At 58.2% G+C, this 22,753-nt stretch carries 12 protein-coding genes and 4 tRNA genes; 7 read left to right on the top strand and 9 right to left on the bottom strand.

Going from position 1 to position 22,753, the window contains the following annotated elements:
* Nucleotides 1–6 precede the first annotated feature (6 nt).
* The gene (locus A8C75_RS08625) at nucleotides 7–1,788 is read right to left on the bottom strand and encodes an ABC transporter ATP-binding protein (RefSeq protein ID WP_067387119.1); all 1,782 of its coding nucleotides are present in this window, start codon (nucleotides 1,786–1,788) and stop codon (nucleotides 7–9) included.
* A gap of 145 nt (nucleotides 1,789–1,933) precedes the next feature.
* Here A8C75_RS08625 and aroA point away from each other — a divergent pair, with 145 nt between their 5' ends.
* Together aroA and A8C75_RS08615 are read left to right on the top strand one after the other, a co-directional pair.
* A complete protein-coding gene (gene aroA, locus A8C75_RS08620) occupies nucleotides 1,934–3,214 on the top strand; it encodes a 3-phosphoshikimate 1-carboxyvinyltransferase (protein ID WP_067380786.1) in 1,281 nt (426 codons plus the stop codon).
* A 193-nt stretch (nucleotides 3,215–3,407) separates the two neighbouring features.
* A complete protein-coding gene (locus A8C75_RS08615) occupies nucleotides 3,408–3,812 on the top strand; it encodes a hypothetical protein (protein WP_067380782.1) in 405 nt (134 codons plus the stop codon).
* Between the two features lie 583 nt (nucleotides 3,813–4,395).
* On the opposite strand, the gene A8C75_RS08610 is transcribed toward A8C75_RS08615, so the two are convergent.
* The 3 genes from A8C75_RS08610 to A8C75_RS08600 all read right to left on the bottom strand — a co-directional run bounded on the left by A8C75_RS08610 (nucleotide 4,396) and on the right by A8C75_RS08600 (nucleotide 6,574).
* Nucleotides 4,396–4,707: a BolA family protein gene (locus A8C75_RS08610; protein ID WP_067380781.1), complete on the bottom strand. Its 312-nt coding sequence runs from the start codon at nucleotides 4,705–4,707 to the stop codon at nucleotides 4,396–4,398.
* Nucleotides 4,704–6,092, bottom strand: coding sequence for a DUF3422 family protein (locus A8C75_RS08605; RefSeq protein ID WP_067380778.1), 1,389 nt, complete (start codon nucleotides 6,090–6,092; stop codon nucleotides 4,704–4,706). Before A8C75_RS08605 ends, A8C75_RS08610 begins: the two co-directional genes overlap by 4 nt.
* Before the next feature lie 116 nt (nucleotides 6,093–6,208).
* Entirely contained in the window at nucleotides 6,209–6,574 is a 366-nt protein-coding gene (locus A8C75_RS08600; RefSeq protein ID WP_067380775.1) for a hypothetical protein, read from the bottom strand.
* Between the two features lie 57 nt (nucleotides 6,575–6,631).
* Between A8C75_RS08600 and A8C75_RS08595 the strand changes: the two genes are divergently transcribed.
* Nucleotides 6,632–7,318 (top strand): hypothetical protein, encoded by a 687-nt coding sequence (locus tag A8C75_RS08595; RefSeq protein WP_157890250.1) that lies wholly within the window; start codon nucleotides 6,632–6,634, stop codon nucleotides 7,316–7,318.
* 26 nt (nucleotides 7,319–7,344) lie between these two features.
* Here the strand turns inward: A8C75_RS08595 and A8C75_RS08590 are convergent, their stop codons facing one another.
* From A8C75_RS08590 to ycaO, 5 genes are all read right to left on the bottom strand, one after another.
* Nucleotides 7,345–10,779, bottom strand: coding sequence for an SbcC/MukB-like Walker B domain-containing protein (locus tag A8C75_RS08590; RefSeq protein ID WP_067380769.1), 3,435 nt, complete (start codon nucleotides 10,777–10,779; stop codon nucleotides 7,345–7,347).
* Nucleotides 10,763–11,398, bottom strand: a complete 636-nt coding sequence (locus A8C75_RS08585; protein ID WP_067380766.1) for a DUF4194 domain-containing protein — start codon at nucleotides 11,396–11,398, stop codon at nucleotides 10,763–10,765. Before A8C75_RS08585 ends, A8C75_RS08590 begins: the two co-directional genes overlap by 17 nt.
* Nucleotides 11,399–12,802, bottom strand: coding sequence for a Wadjet anti-phage system protein JetA family protein (locus tag A8C75_RS08580; protein WP_067380764.1), 1,404 nt, complete (start codon nucleotides 12,800–12,802; stop codon nucleotides 11,399–11,401).
* 222 nt (nucleotides 12,803–13,024) lie between these two features.
* A complete protein-coding gene (locus A8C75_RS08575) occupies nucleotides 13,025–19,897 on the bottom strand; it encodes a retention module-containing protein (protein ID WP_067380762.1) in 6,873 nt (2,290 codons plus the stop codon).
* Between the two features lie 140 nt (nucleotides 19,898–20,037).
* A complete protein-coding gene (gene ycaO / locus A8C75_RS08570) occupies nucleotides 20,038–21,783 on the bottom strand; it encodes a 30S ribosomal protein S12 methylthiotransferase accessory factor YcaO (protein WP_067380758.1) in 1,746 nt (581 codons plus the stop codon).
* Nucleotides 21,784–22,059: 276 nt separating this feature from the next.
* Here ycaO and A8C75_RS08565 point away from each other — a divergent pair.
* The 4 genes from A8C75_RS08565 (at nucleotide 22,060) to A8C75_RS08550 (ending at nucleotide 22,563) form a co-directional block, all read left to right on the top strand.
* A tRNA-Asn gene (locus tag A8C75_RS08565) sits at nucleotides 22,060–22,135 on the top strand.
* 23 nt (nucleotides 22,136–22,158) lie between these two features.
* Nucleotides 22,159–22,234: transfer RNA gene (locus tag A8C75_RS08560), tRNA-Asn, on the top strand.
* A gap of 25 nt (nucleotides 22,235–22,259) precedes the next feature.
* Nucleotides 22,260–22,336 (top strand) — tRNA-Pro (locus A8C75_RS08555).
* 150 nt (nucleotides 22,337–22,486) lie between these two features.
* Nucleotides 22,487–22,563, top strand: a tRNA-Pro gene (locus A8C75_RS08550).
* Nucleotides 22,564–22,753 lie beyond the last annotated feature (190 nt).

The following is a 22,753-nucleotide window of genomic DNA, read 5'->3' as shown; positions in this document are numbered from 1 at the left end:
CCTAGATTACTGATAGTGCCCGTAGAGCCTTGCGTAGAGGCCGTTTCGATCCAGCAGCGCCTCGTGGGGCCCCTCCTCGGCGATACGGCCATCCTCGAACACATAGACATGGTCTGCCTGGCGCACCGCGCTCAGGCGGTGCGCCACTATAAGGGTGGTGCGCCCGGCCAGAAAGTGACCCAATGCCTCATGCAGCCGCGCCTCGGTCTGGGCATCCAGCGCCGAAGTCGCCTCGTCCAGAATCACGACGCTGGGATCGGCCAGCACCATGCGCGCAATCGCCAGGCGCTGGCGCTGTCCACCGGATAGCCTGACGCCCTGACGCCCGATGCGGGTATCCAGTGTCTGTTCCAGCCCAAGGATAAAGTCACTCAGCTGGGCGATGTCCAGCGCCTGCCACAGCTGCGCATCAGTGAACCCCCGGCCCATGGACAGGTTGCTGCGCACGGTGCCATTAAACAATGCCGGTTGTTGCAACACAGTGGCAACCCGATCGCGCACCCGATCCAGCCCTATGTCCTCGAGCGGTACGCCGCCATACAGAATCCGGCCCGTGCCTGCAGGATAAAGCCCGAGCAACACCTGCACCAGGGTCGACTTGCCGCCACCGCTGGCCCCCACCAGGGCGATTTTTTGCCCCGCCGGCACCGTCAGGCTGATGCCATTGAGCACATCCTGTCCCGGCCCGTAGCCAAAGTGCACATTTTCAACGCTGACGGACACCGTTCTGTGCCCGGCAAAGGGATCACGGCGGTGCGGGTAACGCGGCTCCTGCTGCAGCATCAGCAGGCCATTGATACGCGCCAGCGCAGCCTTGGCGGCATAGAAGGCGTACTGCACCCCGAGCACTTCCTGCACCGGCCCCATCATGAACCAGAGATAGCCAAAAACCGCGATCATCTGCCCGACACTCAGATCCGAGAACACCACCATCAGCATGGAGACGGCGCGAAACAGATCAAAGCCCACCAGAAACAGCATCATGCTGAAGCGGGACGCGGCATCACTGCGCCACTCAAACGCGGCCGAATGATCCCGCACCCGACGTGCCTCATCCACCATGCGCGACAGATAATAGCGCTCACGGTTGGAGGCGCGGATCTGCTGAATGCCGTCCAGGGTTTCTATCAGGGCATTCTGAAAGACTTCAAAGGCCGCATTTTCGTGTTTCTTGAGCTGCTTCACCTGCTTGCCAATCGCCATGGTCAGCGCTATGACCAGCGGATTCAGGAACAGGATGAACAGCGCCAGCTGCCAGTGCATCCACAACAGAATCACCGCGGTGCCCAGAATCGACAGCAGCGCTATCAGCAGTTTGCTGACCGAGCCGCCGATAAACCTGTCCAGGGTGTCGATATCGGTCACGAAATGAGAGGTCACAGCCCCGCTGCCGCGGGTTTCGTATTCGGCCATCGATATGCGCTGCAGCCGCGCCAGCATGTCACTGCGAATGCGAAAAATAATGTCCTTGGACACCAGGGTGAACTGGCGCGCCTGCCACACCCCCAGCAAAAGCGCCAGAGCGCGCAGCAGCACGGTCACCAGCAGAATGGCCATGATATAGAGCACAGGCCCATGCCAGCTCTGGGGCACCAGCGGATTGATCAGATTGATCAGCGGACCCGGCTGGTTGAGCAGCACCTCATCGACCAGCAGTGGCATCAGCAGCGGCAAGGGCACCGAGGCCAGGGTGGCCAGCAACGCAATCAGGTTAGCCAGCACCAGCTCGCGGCGATGCTCCAGTGCAATGCGCGCAATACGCCCCCATTGGTATGTCACTGTATCCATGCCACCCGTCTGCCTCATCGTTCATCCATGGCATCATAGCCAATTCAGCCCTGCCAAACACCCCAAGCAACGCACGCAGGACTCGACGTGACGCCGGCAAGACAGTAACGTATATGCCCTGCGCAAACCTGTACAAGAGAATTCAATGGAAAGCATCACCCTGCAACCTGTCACCCGCGTCGATGGCGAAGTCCAGATTCCCGGATCCAAGAGCCTGTCCAACCGCATTTTGCTGCTGGCAGCCCTGGCCGAGGGCAGCACTCGCATTACCAACCTGCTGGACAGCGACGACATACGCCACATGCTCACCGCCCTTAAGCAACTGGGCGTACGCTATCAGCTGTCAGACGATCGTCGCAGCTGTACGGTTGAAGGGATTGGCGGCAGCTTTTCGAGCCAGGCTGCCGAGCTGTTTCTCGGCAACGCCGGCACCGCCATGCGCCCGCTGACCGCGGCGCTGTGCCTGGGCCAGGGTGAGTTCCTGCTGACCGGCGAGCCGCGCATGTACGAACGCCCGATCCGGGATCTGGTCGATGCACTGCGCACCCTGGGCGCCGACATCAGCTACCTGAAGGATGAAGGCTATCCGCCGCTGAAGATCAATGCCCGCGGCCTCCCCGGCGGCCAGGTGAAGATTCGCGGCAATATTTCCAGCCAGTTCCTCACCGCCCTGCTGATGGTCGCCCCCCTGGCCGCAGGAGACCTGACCATCGAGATGGACGGTGAGCTGGTCTCCAAGCCCTATATCGACATTACCCTGCACGCCATGCGCAGCTTCGGCATTGACGTCGAAAACGACAACTACCAGCGCTTTCATATCAAGGGACAGCAGAGCTACCGCTCGCCCGGCGCGATCATGGTGGAAGGTGATGCCTCTTCGGCGTCCTACTTTCTCGCTGCCGCCGCCATTGCCGGCGGCACTATTCGCGTGCACGGCGTAGGCAGCGACAGCGTACAGGGTGACAAGCTCTTCGCCGACGTACTCGAGCAGATGGGTGCCAGCGTGACATGGGGCCCGACCTGGATCGAAGTGACCCGGGGCACACTCAAAGGCGTGGATCTGGACCTGAACCATATCCCCGATGCCGCCATGACCATCGCCACCACAGCCCTGTTTGCAAAAGGCCCGACCGCCATTCGCAATATCTACAACTGGCGCGTGAAGGAAACCGACCGCCTCAGCGCCATGGCAACGGAGCTGCGCAAGGTGGGTGCCAGCGTGGTCGAGGGTGAGGACTTTATCGAGATTTCGCCACCTGCGCGATTGCAGGAAGCGGCCATCGACACCTACGACGATCACCGCATGGCGATGTGCTTCTCCCTGGTTGCCCTGAGCAATACGCCTGTCACCATTAACGACCCTGGCTGCACTGCCAAGACCTTCCCGGAATACTTCTCACTGTTCGAGACGCTGTGTCAACGCTAAAGCCAATAGATACTGAATGACAAGCGCTGCGGACAGCCTGTGTTCGCAGCGCGGCTGCTTTAATTGCAACAGCCGTTCCCCCAAAGACCTCTCCCCTAAAAGCACTTCCCGCAGCCGCCCTGGAAATCTACTGAAACAATCGCGCACGGACAGACTCCAACAGCCATAGTCACTGCTACCGAGTCATTGCTTGATGAAATTTCCCGCTGCGCTACGCCTGAGCACCCTGTTTCTGAGCCTTTGCCTCTTGCTGGCAAGCGGCTTGGTGGCTGCCGATCAGCTCTATATCAGGGGCGTACTGTTTCGCGATGGCGACTCGGTGGTGCGCCTGCTGCAGCATGCGGGGCAGCCGCTGTGGGTGAGTCAGATTGGCTATCGCTGCGATGAACGTTTTTCTTACAGGAGCACTGACAGACGCCGCTTTAGTGAACGCAGCAACCGGCATGACTGGCGCCGGGGGCGCAATCGCAACAACTGCGACTACCGCAGCCCGGCCGAACGCTGGACCTACATAGACGCCGGCAAGGAAATCCGCATTACGGTGGTGGCGGATACCATCGATGCCATCGACTGGAAGTTCAAGGGCCACAGCTGGTGACCCTTGGCTGCTCTAGAGCACGTTCATCTTACATCGGCCCATTGCGATGGTTGAGACGAGATTAAGATGACCCTGTTAGAGCCTGTGCAGACTGAGGTATCGGAGCGGTTTGATGGCTCATGTTGCGCCTTGCTGGCGCGTTACTTGCCAAGAAAGTAACCAAAGCTCTTCACCTTGAAGAATACGCCCCAATGAAGCCTATTCGCTGCGCTCTGAGATCATTCGACGGGCTGCGCTGACGGTACATCCCTGTATCTCATCGCAGGCGCATCAGTCCCTGTTGCGCCCCTTCGGGCCTTATCGCCGAATGACCTCAGTGCTCGCCGGCTTCATAAGGGGGAACAAGAGCCGCCCTGATGTTTCGGTGGCAGCACTCAAAGCAACCTCGATCGACAGATAAGTGTTTTGTGAAAATGCTCTAGCAGCCTGTCGGACTTGGCCGATCGTAGCGAGGGAAAGTCCGTTTTGAGGCAGTTTTTGAGCTCTTTTGAGGCAAATAGTGGTTCTATTTAACGAAAAAGAGGACGAAAAATGACCAAAATCGGCTTTTCCGCAGTAGATCAGTGGTAAGTCCGACAGGCTGCTAGCCTTTGGAACCCCCAAGGCATTCGGGGGACGTCGGCGCCTGTTGCTGACGCGCCCGCCATTCATCCGCCGTATAGAGGTGCATGGATAGCGCATGAATCGGGTTGCTCATTTCGTCCTTGAGCAAACCAAAGATCAGCTGATGGCGTTGTACCAGGCGCTTGCCGGCAAAATCATCCGACACCAGTACCAGCTTGAAATGACTCTCAGTGGCCGGCCCCGAGTGCATATGGCTTTCATTTTCGATATCCAGCTGCACAATGTTCAGCCCCTGGTTGAGCTTGTGTTCAATTATCGCCTGTACACTCATGTCTTCTCTGCCTTCACGCCCGTCTTGCGCTGCGCTTCCGCGCTGCGCTCCTCGCGGGCAAGTTCATGAAAATGTTTATGGATACGCCGTGTCACAAACCAGACGCTAAAGAGTACCAGCGGCACTGAAACCCCCACCGCCATATCCTTGTCGACCGGCACGCCGGCATCATAGGCGGCGGTAATAATATGCTTGAGCAGGCCAACGCTGTAATAGCTGATCGCCGCCACCGACAACCCCTCGACGGTATGCTGCATCATCAACTGGATGCGCGAACGCCTGTCCATGGATGCCAGCAAGGCCCGGTTTTGCCCCTGGATCGACAGTTCGACCCGGGTGCGCATCATGTCCGATACCCGATCGATGCGCCTGGACAAGTCCTCCAGCCTGCGCCCAACGGTTTCGCAGGTGCGTACCGCCGGCGTTACCCGGCGGGTGATGAATTCGGTCAGGGTCAGATGGCCTGAGACCTCATCTTCATTCAGCTCTTCCAGGCGCTTGAGCACCAGCTCATGGTACGCCCGCGTGGCGCTGAAGCGAAAGGTCGAACGCGCCCGAAAATCTTCCACCCGCGCCGCCATGGCGGTCAGCTCGGCGAGGATAACGGCTTCATCCAGGTCCGAATTGCCGGCCAGACGCTGGGTAATATCAGCCAGAGCTTCGTCCATGGGCGACAGCGCCGGCGCTATGCTGCGCGCCAACGGCATGCCAAGCAGCATCAGCAGGCGGTAGGTCTCGATCTCCAGCAAGCGCTGCATGAGTCGCCCAAGCTGGCTCGGTGACATGCCGCGGTTATACACCAGAAAACGCCCAAAACCATCGCTGTGCAGACGAAAGCTGGTCCATATATGGGCATCGCCCTGCTGCGGGCTACTGCCAATCAGGCGCATGCCTTCAAAATTGCGCTTGGCCTGGGGCAGCAATTGCTTGCCTTCCAACTCGCTGTATTCGAAGGCGACATGGAAAGCGCCCACTACACTGCCATGCAGCTGATCCAGCCAGCCAGGTGGCAACAGTGATAGCGCCGTGCGCGCGAAGGGCTGGTCGCAGGCGGCATTCGGGCTGGTCGCATCGAGATGAATGAAGGTGTAGGCGACGAACTCCATATGGGTTTCGCGCCGCAGCCGCAGCGAACCGAAATCCTGCTGAAAACAGCTGCTGTCGTGCTCAGGTACGGGTGCATCGAGCTGCTCGCACAGCGTTTGCAGATGGCGAAACTGCTGTGCCCGCTCGGACTCTGGGCACAGCACCGCCAGATGTGTAACACGGGCCGGCGCCTGAATCTGCTGAAACGGCCGCGAATGCAGCTCTTCGTACAGCAACTCGCGCAGCGGATGCAATTTGAACCCGGGCTCGACTGGCAACGCTTGAATAAGCTCGGTCATTCCTTGGCTCCCTTTCACTGAGCGGCTATTGAAACCCGGCACGGGAACGCCACTCAATACTGCGAATGTACCCTTGGATATGCAACTTGTGGGCCTGCTAGCCCTTACAATTACATTTAGTCCTGCAGCGGTGCCAGCATAAGCGGCTTTGATGACAGATCAATCGCCATCAGCTGCGGCTGCAGTTCGAACCAGGCGTCAAACAGCTCAGCACTCAGATTCCCAGGCCAGTGATCGGCAAACTCATCCCAGGCCGACAGCTCGTTTTCGAACATCTTGCGCCAGTGATCCGATTGGGCGGCGGCAAAATCCTCTTCGCTGAAGACTTCGTCAATCAGATAGAGCGTGCCCTCGGCCCGAAGCGCTGCGAGGCTGGTGTCCTGGTCCGACGCCTGGGCGGTATCGGCGGGCAGTGCGCTGACCCAGTCGGCAAACGGCTGGCGCGGTAACAGTGCAAAGGCCGCACGGTTTAACAGTTTCATGGTTGCATCTCTCGCTTTTCGATATACTTTTCAATCACTTTTATGACCCCGTGCCCCATGCTGATTCGAGTTTTGCCCGCCCTCAACCACCGTGATCACTGGGTCAGCCTGTGCCAGCGCGAATCACCCTATTGCTTTGTTGAAACCCCGGAAAGCCTGGTGGACTTTCAGACGGGTTTTCTGCAGATCACGCAGCTGAATGGCACTGTGCGCGACGGACGTGAAGCGGTGAAATTCAGCCTCGGCTCGCGCTTCTCGCTGAAGCCCGCCTGGGCCCTGGTCAAGGCCTGCAACTGGCGCCTGGACACGCTCATCGAAGGTCTGGAAACGCTGGACTTTCGCAGCAATGTACGGGACAACTCCCTGCTGGGCGTACACACCGACCTCAGTGTGCGACGCTACTTTGCCCGCGAACGGCATATCAGCTCACCGTCACGCCTGGGGCTGCTTGGGCCGCTGCAGCAGACGCCGAATATCTGGGATGGCCACAATCTGAGCCGCCTGCTGGCCAATGACCAGTGGCAGGATCTGCAGCCCGCCAGACACGCCTCTGCCGCAGCATCAGCCAGCGCAGCCCCTATCGACAGCAAGAGCCTGCTGCTGCAACTGCTGGATGCGCCAGAGCACTGGCTCGGGCTAAGTCGCAACGGTCGCCTCTATCTGCTGCACCGGCGCAATGCCATCGCCAGCCTGGTGCCGGACCTGCAGCCGCCACAACCCAGGTTGCAGCGACCGCCTATCTAACAGCTTTTAGCCGAGACTCAGCCGGCTCAGGCAGGCTCAAGAGTTTCGTTCTGCGAATCCTGACTCATCGCGGCCAGCAGCGTGCGCGGATGATCCGAGTTCAGCAATTCCTTGCCCTTAGCGGTGGGGAATTCCACATCGATATCCACCACGCGGCCATCACGACAGACGTTAATGATGGTATCCATGCAGGAACTGAGCAGCGAATACTTCTCATCCGGTGCGGCAATGATGGTCTGCAGCCCCAGGTCGTTCATGAACGCCAGGGAGGTCATGGTGTTTTCGGAGTCCAGCTTGTTGAACGCCTCATCGAACACCGACAGACTCATACCACCGAGCGGGCGGCCATCCGCGCCTTCACGCAACCGGTAGGTCGCGCCCATGGCGGCGGCCATGGCCACATAGAAGGGCACCTGATGCTCACCACCGGAACCGGTCTTGATACGCTGCGTCAGGGTCGTCTTGCGGTTGCCGTCCAGATCCTTGACCACCAGTTCGAAGTTGTAGAAGTTGCGATAATCCTGCAGCAGGCTGCTCTCGCCCTCGTCCTTCAGCACGTCGTGGATTTTCTCCAGCGCCTGATGGTGCGGCTTGTCACCGTCGTTCTTCAGATCGAACAGCGAGCCGACATTGGCCTGATCCATCCGGGTGTAAGCCTCAACCAGCTCCAGAATGTCCTTGAGCTCGGGGTTGGGCATCATCTCGAAACTGTACATTTCCTTGTGGAAGGGGCGGTTCTTGAGATGCGAATTCAGCTCGCGGATCAGGTCCTTGATCTTGTCGATCTGATCGTTCAGATGCGCCACAAAGTCGGATCGGAAAGCCGTTTCGGCTTCCAGACGAGCCCGCTCGGCTTTCTTGGCGTATTCAGCCAGTTCCGAATCAACCAGCACCGTCACCGTCTTGTCGACAAAGGCTTCAAGATCCTCGTGGGTCGACTCAGAGCTGATCATGTCCAGCGCCTGGTGACTCAAGCCGCCGCCGTGGTAGCGCGCCTTGTACTGAGCCACGGCATCACGCACGCCGTTTTTCTTTTTCTCGTGCAGCTGCAGTTCGGCCTGGGCCTTCTTGGCGGCTTCAAAGATGACGCGCTCAAGCTCACCCACACAGGTTTCATCAAGATAATCGCGTTTTTCCTGCGCGGCCTGAGCATCAAATATCGGATTTTCCTGGCAACGGCCGCGGGCCGCGCTGTGTTCGACCAGTTCCTGCTCCAGCACCTCGACCGCAGCGTTATCCTTGATCATGGCCGTGCGGGCTTTTTGCAGACGATCCATCAGCTGTTTCTGCTCGTCACCGGCTTTTTTCTGCGCGGCAACAAACTCGGCAATCGCCTGCTGAATGCCGCTGTCGTCCTGATTGCGCAGGTCTTCGACCGCCTGGCGCTGACCTTCGATCTCGGCATTCAGCTGCTCACGCTGATTCACCAGATCAAATACCCGCGCGTTCACACCCAGCAGCGCATTGGCCAGGCTGATCAGGTTGTCGCGCAGTTTTTCCAGCGCACTGTGCTGCTTGCCCAGGGTCGCAAACTCATTCACCATCTGATCAACCTGGCGACCCTGCACTTCCAGCTGACTGGCGCGACGCCGAATACCCATGATGGGCTGCATTTCATTGATCGAGGTGGTGGAGCCCTCGGACTGCAGCATGCAGTCGTAGGTCAGAGCACGTTCGTGGCGCAGCAGTTCGGTTTCGGTTTCCACCGCCATCACCGAGCCCAGCGCACGGTTCATGTACGCCCTGGCATGGTCGTTGTCAGTGTCGATAAAATGCGCCAGGGAGCCGGCCTTGTAACGCCCCAGCCAGTCATCACTCTTGGTGGTGTTGATGATACGGCTGCCCTTGAGGTGCCGACCCTTGCGCCTATAGATAGTAATGGCTTCCTTGACCCGATCCGGATCCACCACCAGTGCTTCGCGCCGCGCTCCCAGGAAGGACTCAATGGCCACGCGCCACTTGTCGTCATTGATATCGACCAGCTCGCAGATGGGCGTGGACTCGATACCGTATTCGGCCAGCAGTTCCATCAGCTCCTGGGTATTGCGGCGCACCGGTGCCCGCCCCTGCTTGAGCTGCTCCACCGCGCCCTTCTGGTTCTGGATTTCGGAGCGCAGCTCGTTCATCCGAATCACCGAGCGCTCGAACTGACGGGCGATCTCGCGCCGCACGCCATCAACATGCTTTTTCAGCTGATCGAGATTATTGTCGACCTCAACCGGCGACTCGGGCCACAGATCCGCCATCATGTCGCCCCCCTCACGCCACAGGCCAACGGACTGCTGCACCACGGGGCGGAAGTTCTCCGGCATCAGCTGCTCAAAGCTGGCGAAGCCTACAGTGGTGCGCAGCACGCCATGAACATGCTGAATGCGATCTTTGATACCGCCCAACTCATGCTGGCGCGCGGTCACGGCCGACTCCAGTGCCTTGATCTGGTGCGCACTGTCGGTATTGTTCAGACGCGCGCGAGCTTCGGCCAGGTCCTGCATAATCTGGTTGAGCTGATCGGACTTCTGCTCCAGCGCAAGCTGATAGCCGCTCTCTTTTTCCTGGTTTTCTTCCAGCCGCTCGGCGGCCGCCTCTTTCTTCAGGTCGGTATTCTCGAAGCGGGATTCGTGCACCACCCATTCATACTCGACGGCATTGCGTACGTTGCGCGCAATGCCCTTGCACAGCTCCTGTACCTTTTCGAGCTCTTCGATGCGCCGGGACACTTCCAGCGTCTTGTGCTCCATGGCCCTATACTCATCGAGCGACTTGCGAAAGGCCCCCACGTGCACAATGCTCTCGTCCAGCACGAACTCGCGAATAAAGCGCGTCGGGCTGTCAATGGGCAGGAACTTGAGCGCGTTGCGAAAGTTTTTGACGAACTTGTCGTCATCGTTGGGCATCTGCGGATCATGACTCAGGTGCGTGACCATCTCGCGAATAAAGCGATTGGCACGCTTTTCGAGCACCATATCCGGGCAGGCCTTGAGCAGACTGGCCCGAACCTCGTTCCAGGGCCGCGGCAGGCGCCCTTCGCCATCACGGCGGGTAAAGTCATCCAGCGATACCGAGAAATCCTGCAGGATGAAACGCCCCAGAATATCTTCATCGGCGGAAGCCGTGGAGGCACTGATGGCGATACCGACGCAACTTTCACGCGCCGTTTCGGTATCGAAAAAGCTCAGCGCCATATAGCTGAGGGCATCTTCACGGGCGTTACCCTTCTTGCCGCTGTCATCCATCATGCCCAGGCAGTAGGTGCGCAGGCTGCGCTCGCTCTTCTCGCCGGCCGAGGCGTTGAAGCTCAGATAGCGCTTGTGGCCACCCATCAATACCGTCTGAATGGCGTCCAGCAGCGATGACTTGCCTGAACCGTTGGGGCCGACGATGGCAACATTGCCCTTGATCGGGATTTCGATGGCACCAAGCACATACCAGTTAACCAGAACTATTCTATTGAGCTGCTTCATCAGCGGACTCCTCGGCAGGTGCCATTTCATCGCGGTTATCCGCGTCACACAGGGCTTCCAGCTGACCGATGAAGTCCTCGACCACCACCTGACGAATGGTGGGGTTAATACCCAGCGGAATGTTTTTCGGTTCGGTTTCCAGCGGTTTACCGCGCTCGATCAGACCATGGCGCGAGAACAGCGACAAAATTTCCTTGAGGCGGGTTTCATTGGGAAGCTCCTTAGCCGTCAGGTTTTCATAGAGCCCCAGCAGCTCATCGGTGCTGGTGTAGCCCTTGCCGCCTTCGACCTCGAAGTTCTCCAGCTTCTGCTCGTACTGTTGACGCAGACACAGCAGCAACAGCGACTCATCCAGACGCAGCCGCATGACCCGCTCTTCCCCCTTGGGCAAGACGCCCAGGTAGGCCTCATCCGGCTGATAGATCAGCGACCAGCCGATGGCCTCGAACAGGTTGGAGAAATAATCGATATGGGACGCCACCAGGAAGTAGCTGTCACGGTGGCCCGGCCGCTCGGCGTAGAGGAACTGACTGACCAGCAGCAGATTCGCCGCACGGGAAAAGTCGTCGGCCTTGTACTGGTCGCTTCGACCGATGATTTTCTGCAGATCACCCAGCATTTATAGTTTCCTCTGAATCACAAAATCTCGGCACTCAACCATATCGGCGACATTGACAAAGTTGTCCTTGAAGCGGATAGAGTAGGCCTGCATGGTGCCCTTGCCCTTCTTGCCCAGGGAGGCCAGATGGCGTACATAACTGAAACAGATGTAGTCTTCGATCGTCTCGATGCGAAAGCCGCCGGCCTCAAGGCTGCTGCGGCTGCCCAGGTTGCTCTCCAGATAGACATCGATGCGCTCCGGAGTGACCTCCCGGCGGTCCTTGTACTCCTTGAACAGACGCCGCAATTCCAGCACCTGTGGATCAATCTCGGCCTGGTGAATCACCCGGGGCTGAGCTTCAATGCGCCGGCGTATCGGCGAGCGCACACTGGAAGGCGACAGGAAGCGAATGGACTCCAGGGTGTCGACGCGGGGCACCTGCGCATCCGGCCGCCGGGCAATTTCGCCGATCACCCGTGACAGCCGCGCGGCCATGCCTGGCGTGGTCTTATCCATGTATCGCACGGTATCAGCCACGCGTTTTTCCAGCCGATAGCGGAAGTCGTCGATGGTGGCCAGGCGCTTATCCACCGAATCGAAGATGCGGATAATACGGTTGATATGCTGATGCACCCGCGCTTCGGCCTCATCGTGACCGACCTCAAACTGCATCTGATAATGCACGGTCAGCTTCTCAAGGCGCAGGCTGTCGAACTGCAATTCCCGCAGCAACGACAGTATCTGACGCCGGAAGCGAAAGGGGTTGTTCTTGGTTTTCAGTGTCTTGTAATCCGACACCAGGATGTGCTCAACGAAGCGGTCGAAGAAGCGCCGCACGATCTCTTGGGCATTGTTGGTGGCGGCCAGACTGATCTTGAGCTCGCGCAACCCCAGCAACATATCGGTCAGATGGGCGCTGAAATCCGCCGCAGTCTGCGCCGCTTCCGCCAGCGTAATACCGCGCCCCACCGGATCATTAATGGCAGACTCCAGCGAGCTGAGTACGTTCAGCACAGCACCGCCGTAGGAACGTTTTTCCAGGTTGGCAATCGACACCAGCGAACGCAGCAGGTAGCTGATAGAGGGCGACAGCAGCACGAAGGTGCGGTAAATGCGCTGTTCTTCCTCCAGCCAACCGGTTTGCACCAGACGGCGATAGACGCGGTTGGCGTACTCAGCGGCCGAGCGTGGCGGTTCGCCACCCTCGCTGTCGTCATCGTCCTCCGGCTCCCAGCGACGCACACCCAGGCGCACCACTGCATCTTCGATTGCCGAACGCACCAAATCCTTGGGAATGAAAGGGTCGATCAGGTCCTCATCGAAGAACAGATCCGCCAACGCGAGCATAACCGCCTGATAAATATGGCGATTCTGACCCGAGAGCGGCAGAAATAAGTCATCTGGCAGCTTGTTGAACAGCATTCGTTCCGGTTCCCCTGCCGCCCCTGAGGGGCAAAGCCCGTTGCAATGGAAAACAGAGGATTCTAACGGAAAACGGGCCTATTAATAACCCTGCTCGGCAAGAAGAAAGTACCGCCCCAAAGCCGGCTCAAACACCAATGACACCCAGGCCAAACTCAAGACAAAAAAAGGCTGACACTCAGGTCAGCCCTTTCTCCAGCGAGAGTTACACAGTTTTCAGCTTTACTGATCCGTTTGCAGATTGTTACCGGCGATCAGGGTATCGATAATCTGCTGGTCGGACATAGTACCGCCCGCAGTCAGATCGACACCCTGCAACACTATTTTCTGCGTCACATCCGCGCTGTTGAGCGCATCGTGGGCGATGGACACCGTGGTATTGGCGCCGTCCCAGTTAAAGCTCAGGAACTGATCAAGGTTATCCGCACCGACACCTGAGCCATCATGCTCACCCTGCAGCAAGTCCGCCAGATTCAGCACATCGCCTTGCGCCAGACTGAAATCTGTCACCGTATCGACAGCCGGGCTCGCCAGGGTACCCTCATCGCCGTCGTTCCAGACGAAGATATCCGAGCCATCATTACCGGTAAGGATATCGTTGCCTGAGCCGCCGGCCAGCACATCATCCCCTGCCGTGCCAACAAAGGCACTGCCAACGCCATCGCCGGAGCTAACAATACTGATGACACCCGAAGCACTGTCGCCATCGCCATCCACAGCCTGGATAGGCACATCGAAACTGACCTCACCATCATTAGACGCCACGCTCAGGCTGCCGACAACAAACTTGCCGTCACCACTTTTAACCCCCACATCCACTGTATCCAGCACCTTGCCTGAAGGCGCAGAAATTTCAAGGAAGTCGGTCGTGCCGTTGTACGTAATGACGCCGGCTGTCACACCGTTAGCATCATCAGCGAAGCTGGTGCCAATGGTGACCGCCACCTTGTCGAAAGAGCCATCATCGTATGTCACCACGACATAGATGAGATTGCCATTGCTGTAGTTTTTGCTGAAATCGAGCATGACGCCGTTGGCCCGCGGCCCACTCCAACCGGCATTGGCTTCGGAATCAGTCGTCGTGCCATCATCCCCATCCCCAAACTCGATGCGCATGACCTCCAGCGTATCGTGATTGTTGTTACCGCTACCGCTTGACGTACCTGTACCCCAGCCCGCTAAAGACCCATTGATTTTCGAATCCATCAACGCTGCATCATTCGCCGTACTGAACCAGTTATCCAGTGCCGCTTGAGACCCGGCATATCGACCCGACAGTATCGCCAGCTCATTATCGGCCCCATCTCGCAGAATCGCCCAGTCAGACGGGCCACCGGCCTCTTTCACGGCACTGCCCAGTGCCGTCGTGACAAAGGCATCCAGCGGTTGCAGAATCTCGACGTTATAACTTTCGGAGGCGGTATCGAGTGTGATCTCGAACGCCCAGGTACCCGAGTCGGCAAAGGCCGCGACCGCAGACAGCGCGGTCGAGCCCACCAGATGACTGGCGTCACTCGGATCAATGTAGTAGTACAGCGTAGCATTACCGCTGGTAACCCCGGTGACTACAGAACCATCAACGACAGAGTCGAATCGCAGTTCCTGCAGCCCATCGGCGCCGGATTGCAAATTGATTCGGCCGTCCGCAGCGATCCCCGCCTCATTGGCAATAAATATCTTGTCAACCGAGGTGATACTTGGGCCATCATCGGCGAATTGGATGTTACCACCAAGGTCAATCACCTTGGTATCCGTTGCCGAGTCGCCATCACCGTCAACAATGGTGTAAGACACACTGAGATTCACCAGACCGTTCGCCAGCACCTGCACATCGTCATCGTAGGCCGCCATGGTCTCTGCGTTAGAGTGATCCAGCGCACCGTACTGACTCAGAGTGACTTCGCCGCCACTCGCAACCCCGATGCTGAATACCACGCTGGCATCGATCGACGCCGGGGCCGTAACACTGGTAGAACCCACCACAGTGCCATCAGCAAGCTGATACAGGTAGATGCTCGCTCCCCCGCTGGTAAGGCCTGAGGCCGTACCCCCTCCCGACACCAGATTCAACGCAAAACTATATCCTGCACTCGAGAGCCCATCCGCCCCCGTGGATGTCGACAGGGTCACAGGAACACCGAACACAATCGCACTGGTGGCGGTGTCCGTTTCAGTTGGGTCACCGTCGGTTCTGCTGTCCTGCGTTTTCAGCACCACATTGGTGTCACTGCCCAATGTAAGAGTCACACTGGGCTCATCATCCACAAAGCTGATGTTGCCCCCCAGATCGATACTGGTGCCGTCCGTCGCGGTATCACCATCACTGTCGGTGGTGGTCGCGGTCGCGGTCAGCTCAACCAGACCGTTGGCCAGGGCGATAACATCGTCAAAGGCTCCGCCTTCAATATGATCGATGGCTTCGGACTGCGTCAGGGTGACAACACCATCGCTGTCCACCGCTATGCTGAACACAGGCGTGCCGCCGGCGCTGCCGACAATCTCGCCACCCACCAGCGCCAGGGTGATAGCAACACCGCCACTGAAGAGGCCAGAGGCGTCGCCATTACTGACGCCGGACGCCAGTGCGAGGCTGTAGCTAATGACAGTATCACCGGCACCATCGGCGCCATAGATCGGGGTCGCGGCAAAGATGCCACCAAAGGCGGCGCTCGACACGGCAACATCATCGTCGGTGGGGTCGCCATCGGTCAGGGCATCATTGGTCTGCAGCACCACAGTGGCTTCACCGCCCTGGCCCGTAACCGCGATGCTGACACTGGGCTCATCATCCACAAAGCTGATGTTGCCCCCCAGATCGATACTGGTGCTGTCCGTCGCGGTATCACCATCACTGTCGGTGGTGGTCGCGGTCGCGGTCAGCTCAACCAGACCGTTGGCCAGGGCGATAACATCGTCAAAGGCTCCGCCTTCAATATGATCGATGGCTTCGGATTGCGTCAGGGTGACAACACCATCGCTGTCCACCGCTATACTGAACACAGGCGTGCCGCCGGCACTGCCGACAATCTCGCCGCCCACCAGCGCCAGGGTGATTGCAACACCGCCACTGAAGAGGCCTGAGGCGTCGCCATCACTGACGCCGGACGCCAGTGCAAGGCTGTAGCTAATGACAGTATCACCGGCACCATCGGCACCGTAGACCGGGGTCGCAGCAAAGATGCCACCAAAGGCTGCACTCGACACGGCAACGTCATCGTCGGTGGGGTCACCGTCGGTCAGGGCATCATCGGTCTGCAGCACCACAGCGGCTTCACCGCCCTGGCCCGTAACCGCGATGCTGACACTGGGCTCATCATCCACAAAGCTGATGTTGCCCCCCAGATCGATACTGGTACTGTCCGTCGCGGTATCACCATCACTGTCGGTGGTGGTCGCGGTCGCGGTCAGCTCAACCAGACCGTTGGCCAGGGCGATTACATCGTCAAAGGCTCCGCCTTCGATATGATCGATGGCTTCAGACTGCGTCAAGGTGACAACGCCATCGCTATCCACCGCAATGCTGAACACAGGCGTGCCGCCGGCGCTGCCGACAATCTCGCCACCCACCAGGGACAGGGTGATAGCAACACCGCCACTGAAGAGGCCAGAGGCGTCGCCATTACTGACGCCGGACGCCAACGCGAGGCTGTAGCTAATGACAGTATCACCGGCACCATCGGCGCCATAGATCGGGGTCGCGGCAAAGATGCCACCAAAGGCGGCGCTCGACACGGCAACATCATCGTCGGTGGGGTCGCCATCGGTCAGGGCATCATTGGTCTGCAGCACCACAGCGGCTTCACCGCCCTGGCCCGTAACCGCGATGCTGACACTGGGCTCATCATCCACAAAGCTGATGTTGCCCCCCAGATCGATACTGGTGCTGTCCGTCGCGGTATCACCATCACTGTCGGTGGTGGTCGCGGTCGCGGTCAGCTCAACCAGACCGTTGGCCAGGGCGATAACATCGTCAAAGGCTCCGCCTTCAATATGATCGATGGCTTCGGATTGCGTCAGGGTGACAACACCATCGCTGTCCACCGCTATACTGAACACAGGCGTGCCGCCGGCACTGCCGACAATCTCGCCGCCCACCAGCGCCAGGGTGATTGCAACACCGCCACTGAAGAGGCCTGAGGCGTCGCCATCACTGACGCCGGACGCCAGTGCAAGGCTGTAGCTAATGACAGTATCACCGGCACCATCGGCACCGTAGACCGGGGTCGCAGCAAAGATGCCACCAAAGGCTGCACTCGACACGGCAACGTCATCGTCGGTGGGGTCACCGTCGGTCAGGGCATCATCGGTCTGCAGCACCACGGCGGCTTCACCGCCCTCGCCTGTGACCGCGATACTGACACTGGGCACATCATCCACAATATTGATATAGATCGTACCCTGACCGGTGTTGCCATTGGCGTCCGTCACCGTGAAGCTGAAGCTGTCAGCACCCTGCTCGACATTGGCGCCATCATCAGCGACAGGATCGCTGGTCACGGGCGCCGTGAGGGTATAGATATAGCTACCGTCACTGTTAACCTGGATAGTGCCGTAACTGCCGGTCGCAGAACCGTCCAGCGCAAAGGTATAGGGGCCATTGCCGCCGGACACATTGTCACTCAGATCACCCGCTGTCGATGTCTCGGCCGTACTGTCCGGATTACTGCCAGTTACAGTACCGGCGACGAGATCATCACCGTCCTTGATTTCATCCAGCGCCGCTTCGCTCACCTGAACGGCATTGTGATCTTCCACCAGCAGCCCTGCATTGGTCAGGTTTATGGTGAGCGTTGTGGTCGACGTATCACCATCGCCATCCACCAGGGTGTACACAAATACATCCTGCATATCGCTGCCGATGGCATTGGCCGTCGATGCATAGCTATAGCCGCCGTCGGCATCGAGCGTCAGGGTGCCGTAAAGGCCGGCAACAACATTGCCTATATCGCCACTGACTGGCGTGGTCGTATCACCGCCCGCCGCCCGCACACCCTGCAGGCTGGCGCCATCCGCGCCTTCAGCATCATTGACCAGCACGCCTGCAACCGCATCCACCACCAGGGTCGCCCCTTCGGTCACATCACCGGAGTCTGGATCGGCATCGGGCACATCATCCACAATCTCAATGGTGATGGTCGCTGGCGCCGAGTTCTCGGTACCGTCGAAGACTGTCAGACTGAATACATCTGTCTCGGCCGCATCAGGCACGTCGGTCGTTGGGCCTGTAAGCTCATAGCTGTAACTGGCAACCCCCGTTGCCGCGTTGTAGGCCGTAATGGTCAGAGTGCCACTGGCTCCCGCAAAGGAGGCATTCACCAGATCACCAATAAGCACCGGCGATCCACCATTGATCGTAATGGAGACGAGATCGTCGAGCCCGTCGAGGTCCGAGAGCGTAAAGCTACCCAGCGCAAACTCTGTGTCCGCTCCGCTGTCCGACCCCACCGCGAGGCCTGACTCGTACACAACATCATTGCCACCCTGGGGGTTACCGGTATCCACGACTACTTCGGGCCCATCGTTCGAACCGACCAGCGAGATTACAACATCGGCAGCATTGCCGGGGTTGTAACCATCGGTGACCTGGTAGGCATCGGGGAACGTAATCACCAGATCCGGATCGGTGTCATCCAGCGCGAGAAACGCGGCCTTGCCATCATCATTCAGTACAAAGACATAGCTGCCATCACTCTGAATAGTGAGATCACCGTACTGATGCGACAGTGCAATCTCGGTATCACCGGGCGGAATAACGACCTCCAGATTACCGGCAACATCGTCGCCATCCTCATCGGTGTCGTTACCCAGCACATTGCCCTCGGCGGACACAACCTCTGGATCACTGATGCTATTGATGTCATCTACGGCCACCGGCGTGGTGTCATCATCAATAATGGTGACATTCGCGGAGCTGGCATTAGGGTTAAGGTTGGCACCGCTTGCACTGAGCAGAATAATCTCGAAGGTCTCGTTACCTTCGTCCAGATGATCCATCACTATGCTGACCGGCACTTCAAACACCGTTTCGCCGGCCGGGATAACCACTACATTGATCAACTGACCATCGAACCAGTCATCGGGATAACTGGCCGTTCCCGGGCGCAGCTCGTAGGTCACGGTCACATCCTGGTCGTACGCCTTGTCCAGGGTCAGCAGAAAGGTGATAACACGCGGCTCACCACCGTTCGTCCCCTCCAGAACCAGGGCACCACTACCGCTCACAACAATGGGAAAGTCAGGTGTTGGCACATCGGGCGGCTCACCGCCGACCGGTGGCTCAGGCTCTTTGATGATAACGCTCACCACAGGCTCGGCGTCTGTCAGCAACACAACTTCGTTATCCGGTGTCGTAAACCCGCGACTCAGACCGCTGGTCGGATAACCCGCCTCAGGATTAACTTCCTGACCGGTACGGGACAACAGCACAAAGGACGAGCCTGAATCTCCCGGACCACCGGCATCACCCGGCGCCTGACCTGCGGCTGTAGCTTCGGCCACGGCGGTGGGATCCTCACCGGCCAAAATTGCGGCCTGAATGGCATCTATTTCACCGGTTTGCTGCAGCGCCTGGTCGGCACTTTGGCTGGAGGCCACCGACTGGGATGAATCGAACTGGGCGGCATCGGTATAAAATTCGGGGGTTATAAGCGCCTGCTGGCCTGACGCCAGGGAAACCGTCTCACCGGAGGCACCGGTCAGCTGCACGCTGCCGCCACTGGCGACGCGGATCAGCTCGCCCTCGAACAGAACATCACCGACCGCCAGAATACGTTCGCTGCCATCGGCGGCAACGGCGACGACAGTGCCGCTGATCGAGGTCACCGTTGCGGCAACATCCTGATGTTGAGACTGGCCATCGCCACTATGGGCGGTCAGGAAACCCGCATCGACCGTCGCCTCCTGGCCGGAATCCAGCGCCAGCGTTTCGCCGTTAGCTGCGGTAATCTCAATTCGTCCGCCGTCCGACACACGTACCTGATCACCTTCATAGAGGGTGTCGCCAAGCGAGAGTACCCGTTCTGCACCATTGGCGCCGACAGCCACAACGGTTCCGAAAATAAAGCTGACACTACCTGCAACGTCCCCGATAGCCATGACTAATCTCCTTGGTCTCGATAGCTGCCCAGTTCAGGCGTTACCTAAACATAGGAGCTAAAACCAGGGGCGCCTATTGTACCGTGGTACAGTAGCAGCCATATCGATACAGAAGTCGCAATAGGCACAAGGACTAAAAATCAGGGCTGATCCTGATAATGACTCGCTTTTATCTGCTGCAGGCGCTGATAGGTATCGAGCAAGATTCGATGAGTGACAAGACCTTCCAGGTTTTCCCCAATTGCCGGGGCATCCACGAATATTTCTTCGCCGGCCAGCATCTGACGCACCCGATCCAGCAACGGCTGACCGTAGATTTGCTGCAGCAGATAATCAAAATGCTCCGCATGGCGCTCGGGATCCAGGCGAAACTGCAGTAGCTGGTTAATACAGCGAAACAGTCGCAGACGCTCATCAGAGAGCAAACCGCTGTGCATAACCCAGTCGCTCCACCCCTGTGCCAGGCTCAGATCACCTGTACGCAACGCCAGCAAACAGCGCAACTCACCCACACTGAGTTGCCCCCAGTAGGTATCCGGATCGGCATACAGACACAAGAGTTCGCTGACACGCAGGTAATCATCCAGTTCAAGGCTGTCGAGTTGCTGCTCCAGCTCCGCGGCCTGCTCAACACTCAGCTCCGCGAGCTGCAATATCGAGCCCCGCATGGCCACTGCCCGATTATTGTTGTGATGCACGAGATAATCGACCGGATACAGGTCGGCCATCCCCGGCACCACAATCTGGCAACAACAGAGCCCCAGGTGCTCATGATCCGCGATATAAATATCCATATCGACGCGGTGAATCAGGTAGCACAGGTGCTCAAACTCAGCCTGACTGTCACCTTCAATGTTCCATTGCGTGAAGCTGTAATCAGGCTTTCGCGACAACAGATCCCAGGCGACCACGCCGCTCGAGTCGATAAAGTGCGCCTCCAGATTATCCTGCTCGGCCACCATACTGAGATCAAAACAGGGCGGCGCAAAACCGTTCAAGTCATCCAGGTCCCGCCCCTGCAGCACACCTGTAAGCGTGCGTTCCAGCGCGCGCTCGAATTTGGGGTGGGCACCAAAGGCTGCACAGCAGCCCCCGTCAGCCGAGTTGATCAGCGTTATATTGACCAGCGGAAACTTGCCCCCCAGTGATGCATCCTGCACCACCACAACAAAACCGGCGGCACGCAACGCATCGAGAGACTCGCAAAATGCCGGATAACGGGCCAAAATCGCCTGGGGTATCTGCGGCAGACTGATGCCAGCCGTCAGAATAGTGTTCTTTATATGGCGTTCAAAAATCTCCAGCAACGCCTGGGTTCGGGCCTCCCAACGCGAGTGCCCCGCGGCCATACCGTTGCTGGTATAGAGATTATTCAGAATATTGACCGGCAGCCAGACCTGCTGACCGGTGCGCTGACGCGTAAAGGGAATGGCACAAACCCCGCGCTGCTCATTACCGGAGTTTGTGTCCAGCAACATTCGGGCCCGCAGCTGGCCATGCAAATCGAAATGATCCCGCGTTGCCTCATCGAGCAGACCCTCGGGCAAGCCCTTGCCCGTGAGCGCAAACCAGCGCTCATTCGGGTAATGCACAAACTCAGCTTCGGCCAGCTCTCTGCCGAAATAGTAATCGGCAAAAAAACGATTGCAGGACAAGCGCTCATAAAACTCAAGCAGAGCACTGCTCAGCGCTGCATCGCGACTGCCGCCCCGTCCACTGCTGCTCAGCAGCGAACATACCCGGTCACGCAACTGAACCGACCAGACATTGGGCACCGGATTAAACCAGCACACTTCCTCCAGATCGAAACCCAGCGCCTGAAGACCCTGACGCATCTGGTCAATACGCTCATCCAGTGGCGCATCGTTACCCGCTGCAGCGCTCATATACTCTCCCTTGCCAACCACTTCTTATACTGTTTGCCCGAGCATGCCGACCTGCACACCTGAAACCGTGCATTCTATTGGCGCCCACCTGACACCCGCCCAGGCCGAGACGCTCGGCCGCGCCCGCACCCTCATAGAGTGCCGCGCTGACCTGCATGATTATAACCGCATCCCGTGTCGTCCACGCAGCCCCACCCAGCGCAAAAATCTTTTTTAAACTAAGGGGTTGACGCTGCCCGGCCTCGTCATTAATATACGCGGCCTCGGTTGAGACATTCCTTGATAGCTCAGTTGGTAGAGCAGTAGACTGTTAATCTATTGGTCGCTGGTTCGAGTCCAGCTCGAGGAGCCAACCGTAGAAATTGGTAGTGATGTTCCCTGATAGCTCAGTTGGTAGAGCAGTAGACTGTTAATCTATTGGTCGCTGGTTCGAGTCCAGCTCGGGGAGCCAACTATCAAAGCAAGTGCAGTACCGTCGGAGTGTAGCGCAGCTTGGTAGCGCATCTGGTTTGGGACCAGAGGGTCGTAGGTTCGAATCCTATCACTCCGACCATTAACCCTTCCCGCAAGATCTCGGTAATATTTGACGCCCTGGAAAATACGCAGTTCCGGCAGACCTTTGGCTCTGCTCTGGTGTTGCAAGTGTGTATCAGGCGCGACATGAAATAACGAGCTAGCAAAGCAAAGCAAAGTGTAGTACTGTCGGAGTGTAGCGCAGCTTGGTAGCGCATCTGGTTTGGGACCAGAGGGTCGTAGGTTCGAATCCTATCACTCCGACCATTTCCTTATCTCAGAAAATTCAGAATATCTCTCAGCTCGGTATATTTCGGGTCCTCCGCTTACCCCAATATTCATACTGTCCTGCAAAAGTTCACTCATTTCATATCACTCTGGATGTTTGACACCTCTGCATGATCGGAAACACCGACAGCCCCTCTCTTATCACTGATACAGCCTGGCTCGGTCGTTT

Origin of the sequence: Marinobacterium aestuarii (genome assembly GCF_001651805.1) — a bacterium.
Classification (GTDB): domain Bacteria; phylum Pseudomonadota; class Gammaproteobacteria; order Pseudomonadales; family Balneatricaceae; genus Marinobacterium_A; species Marinobacterium_A aestuarii.
The sequence above is the reverse complement of the archived record's forward strand: the minus strand, read 5'-3'. Positions and strand labels throughout refer to the sequence as shown.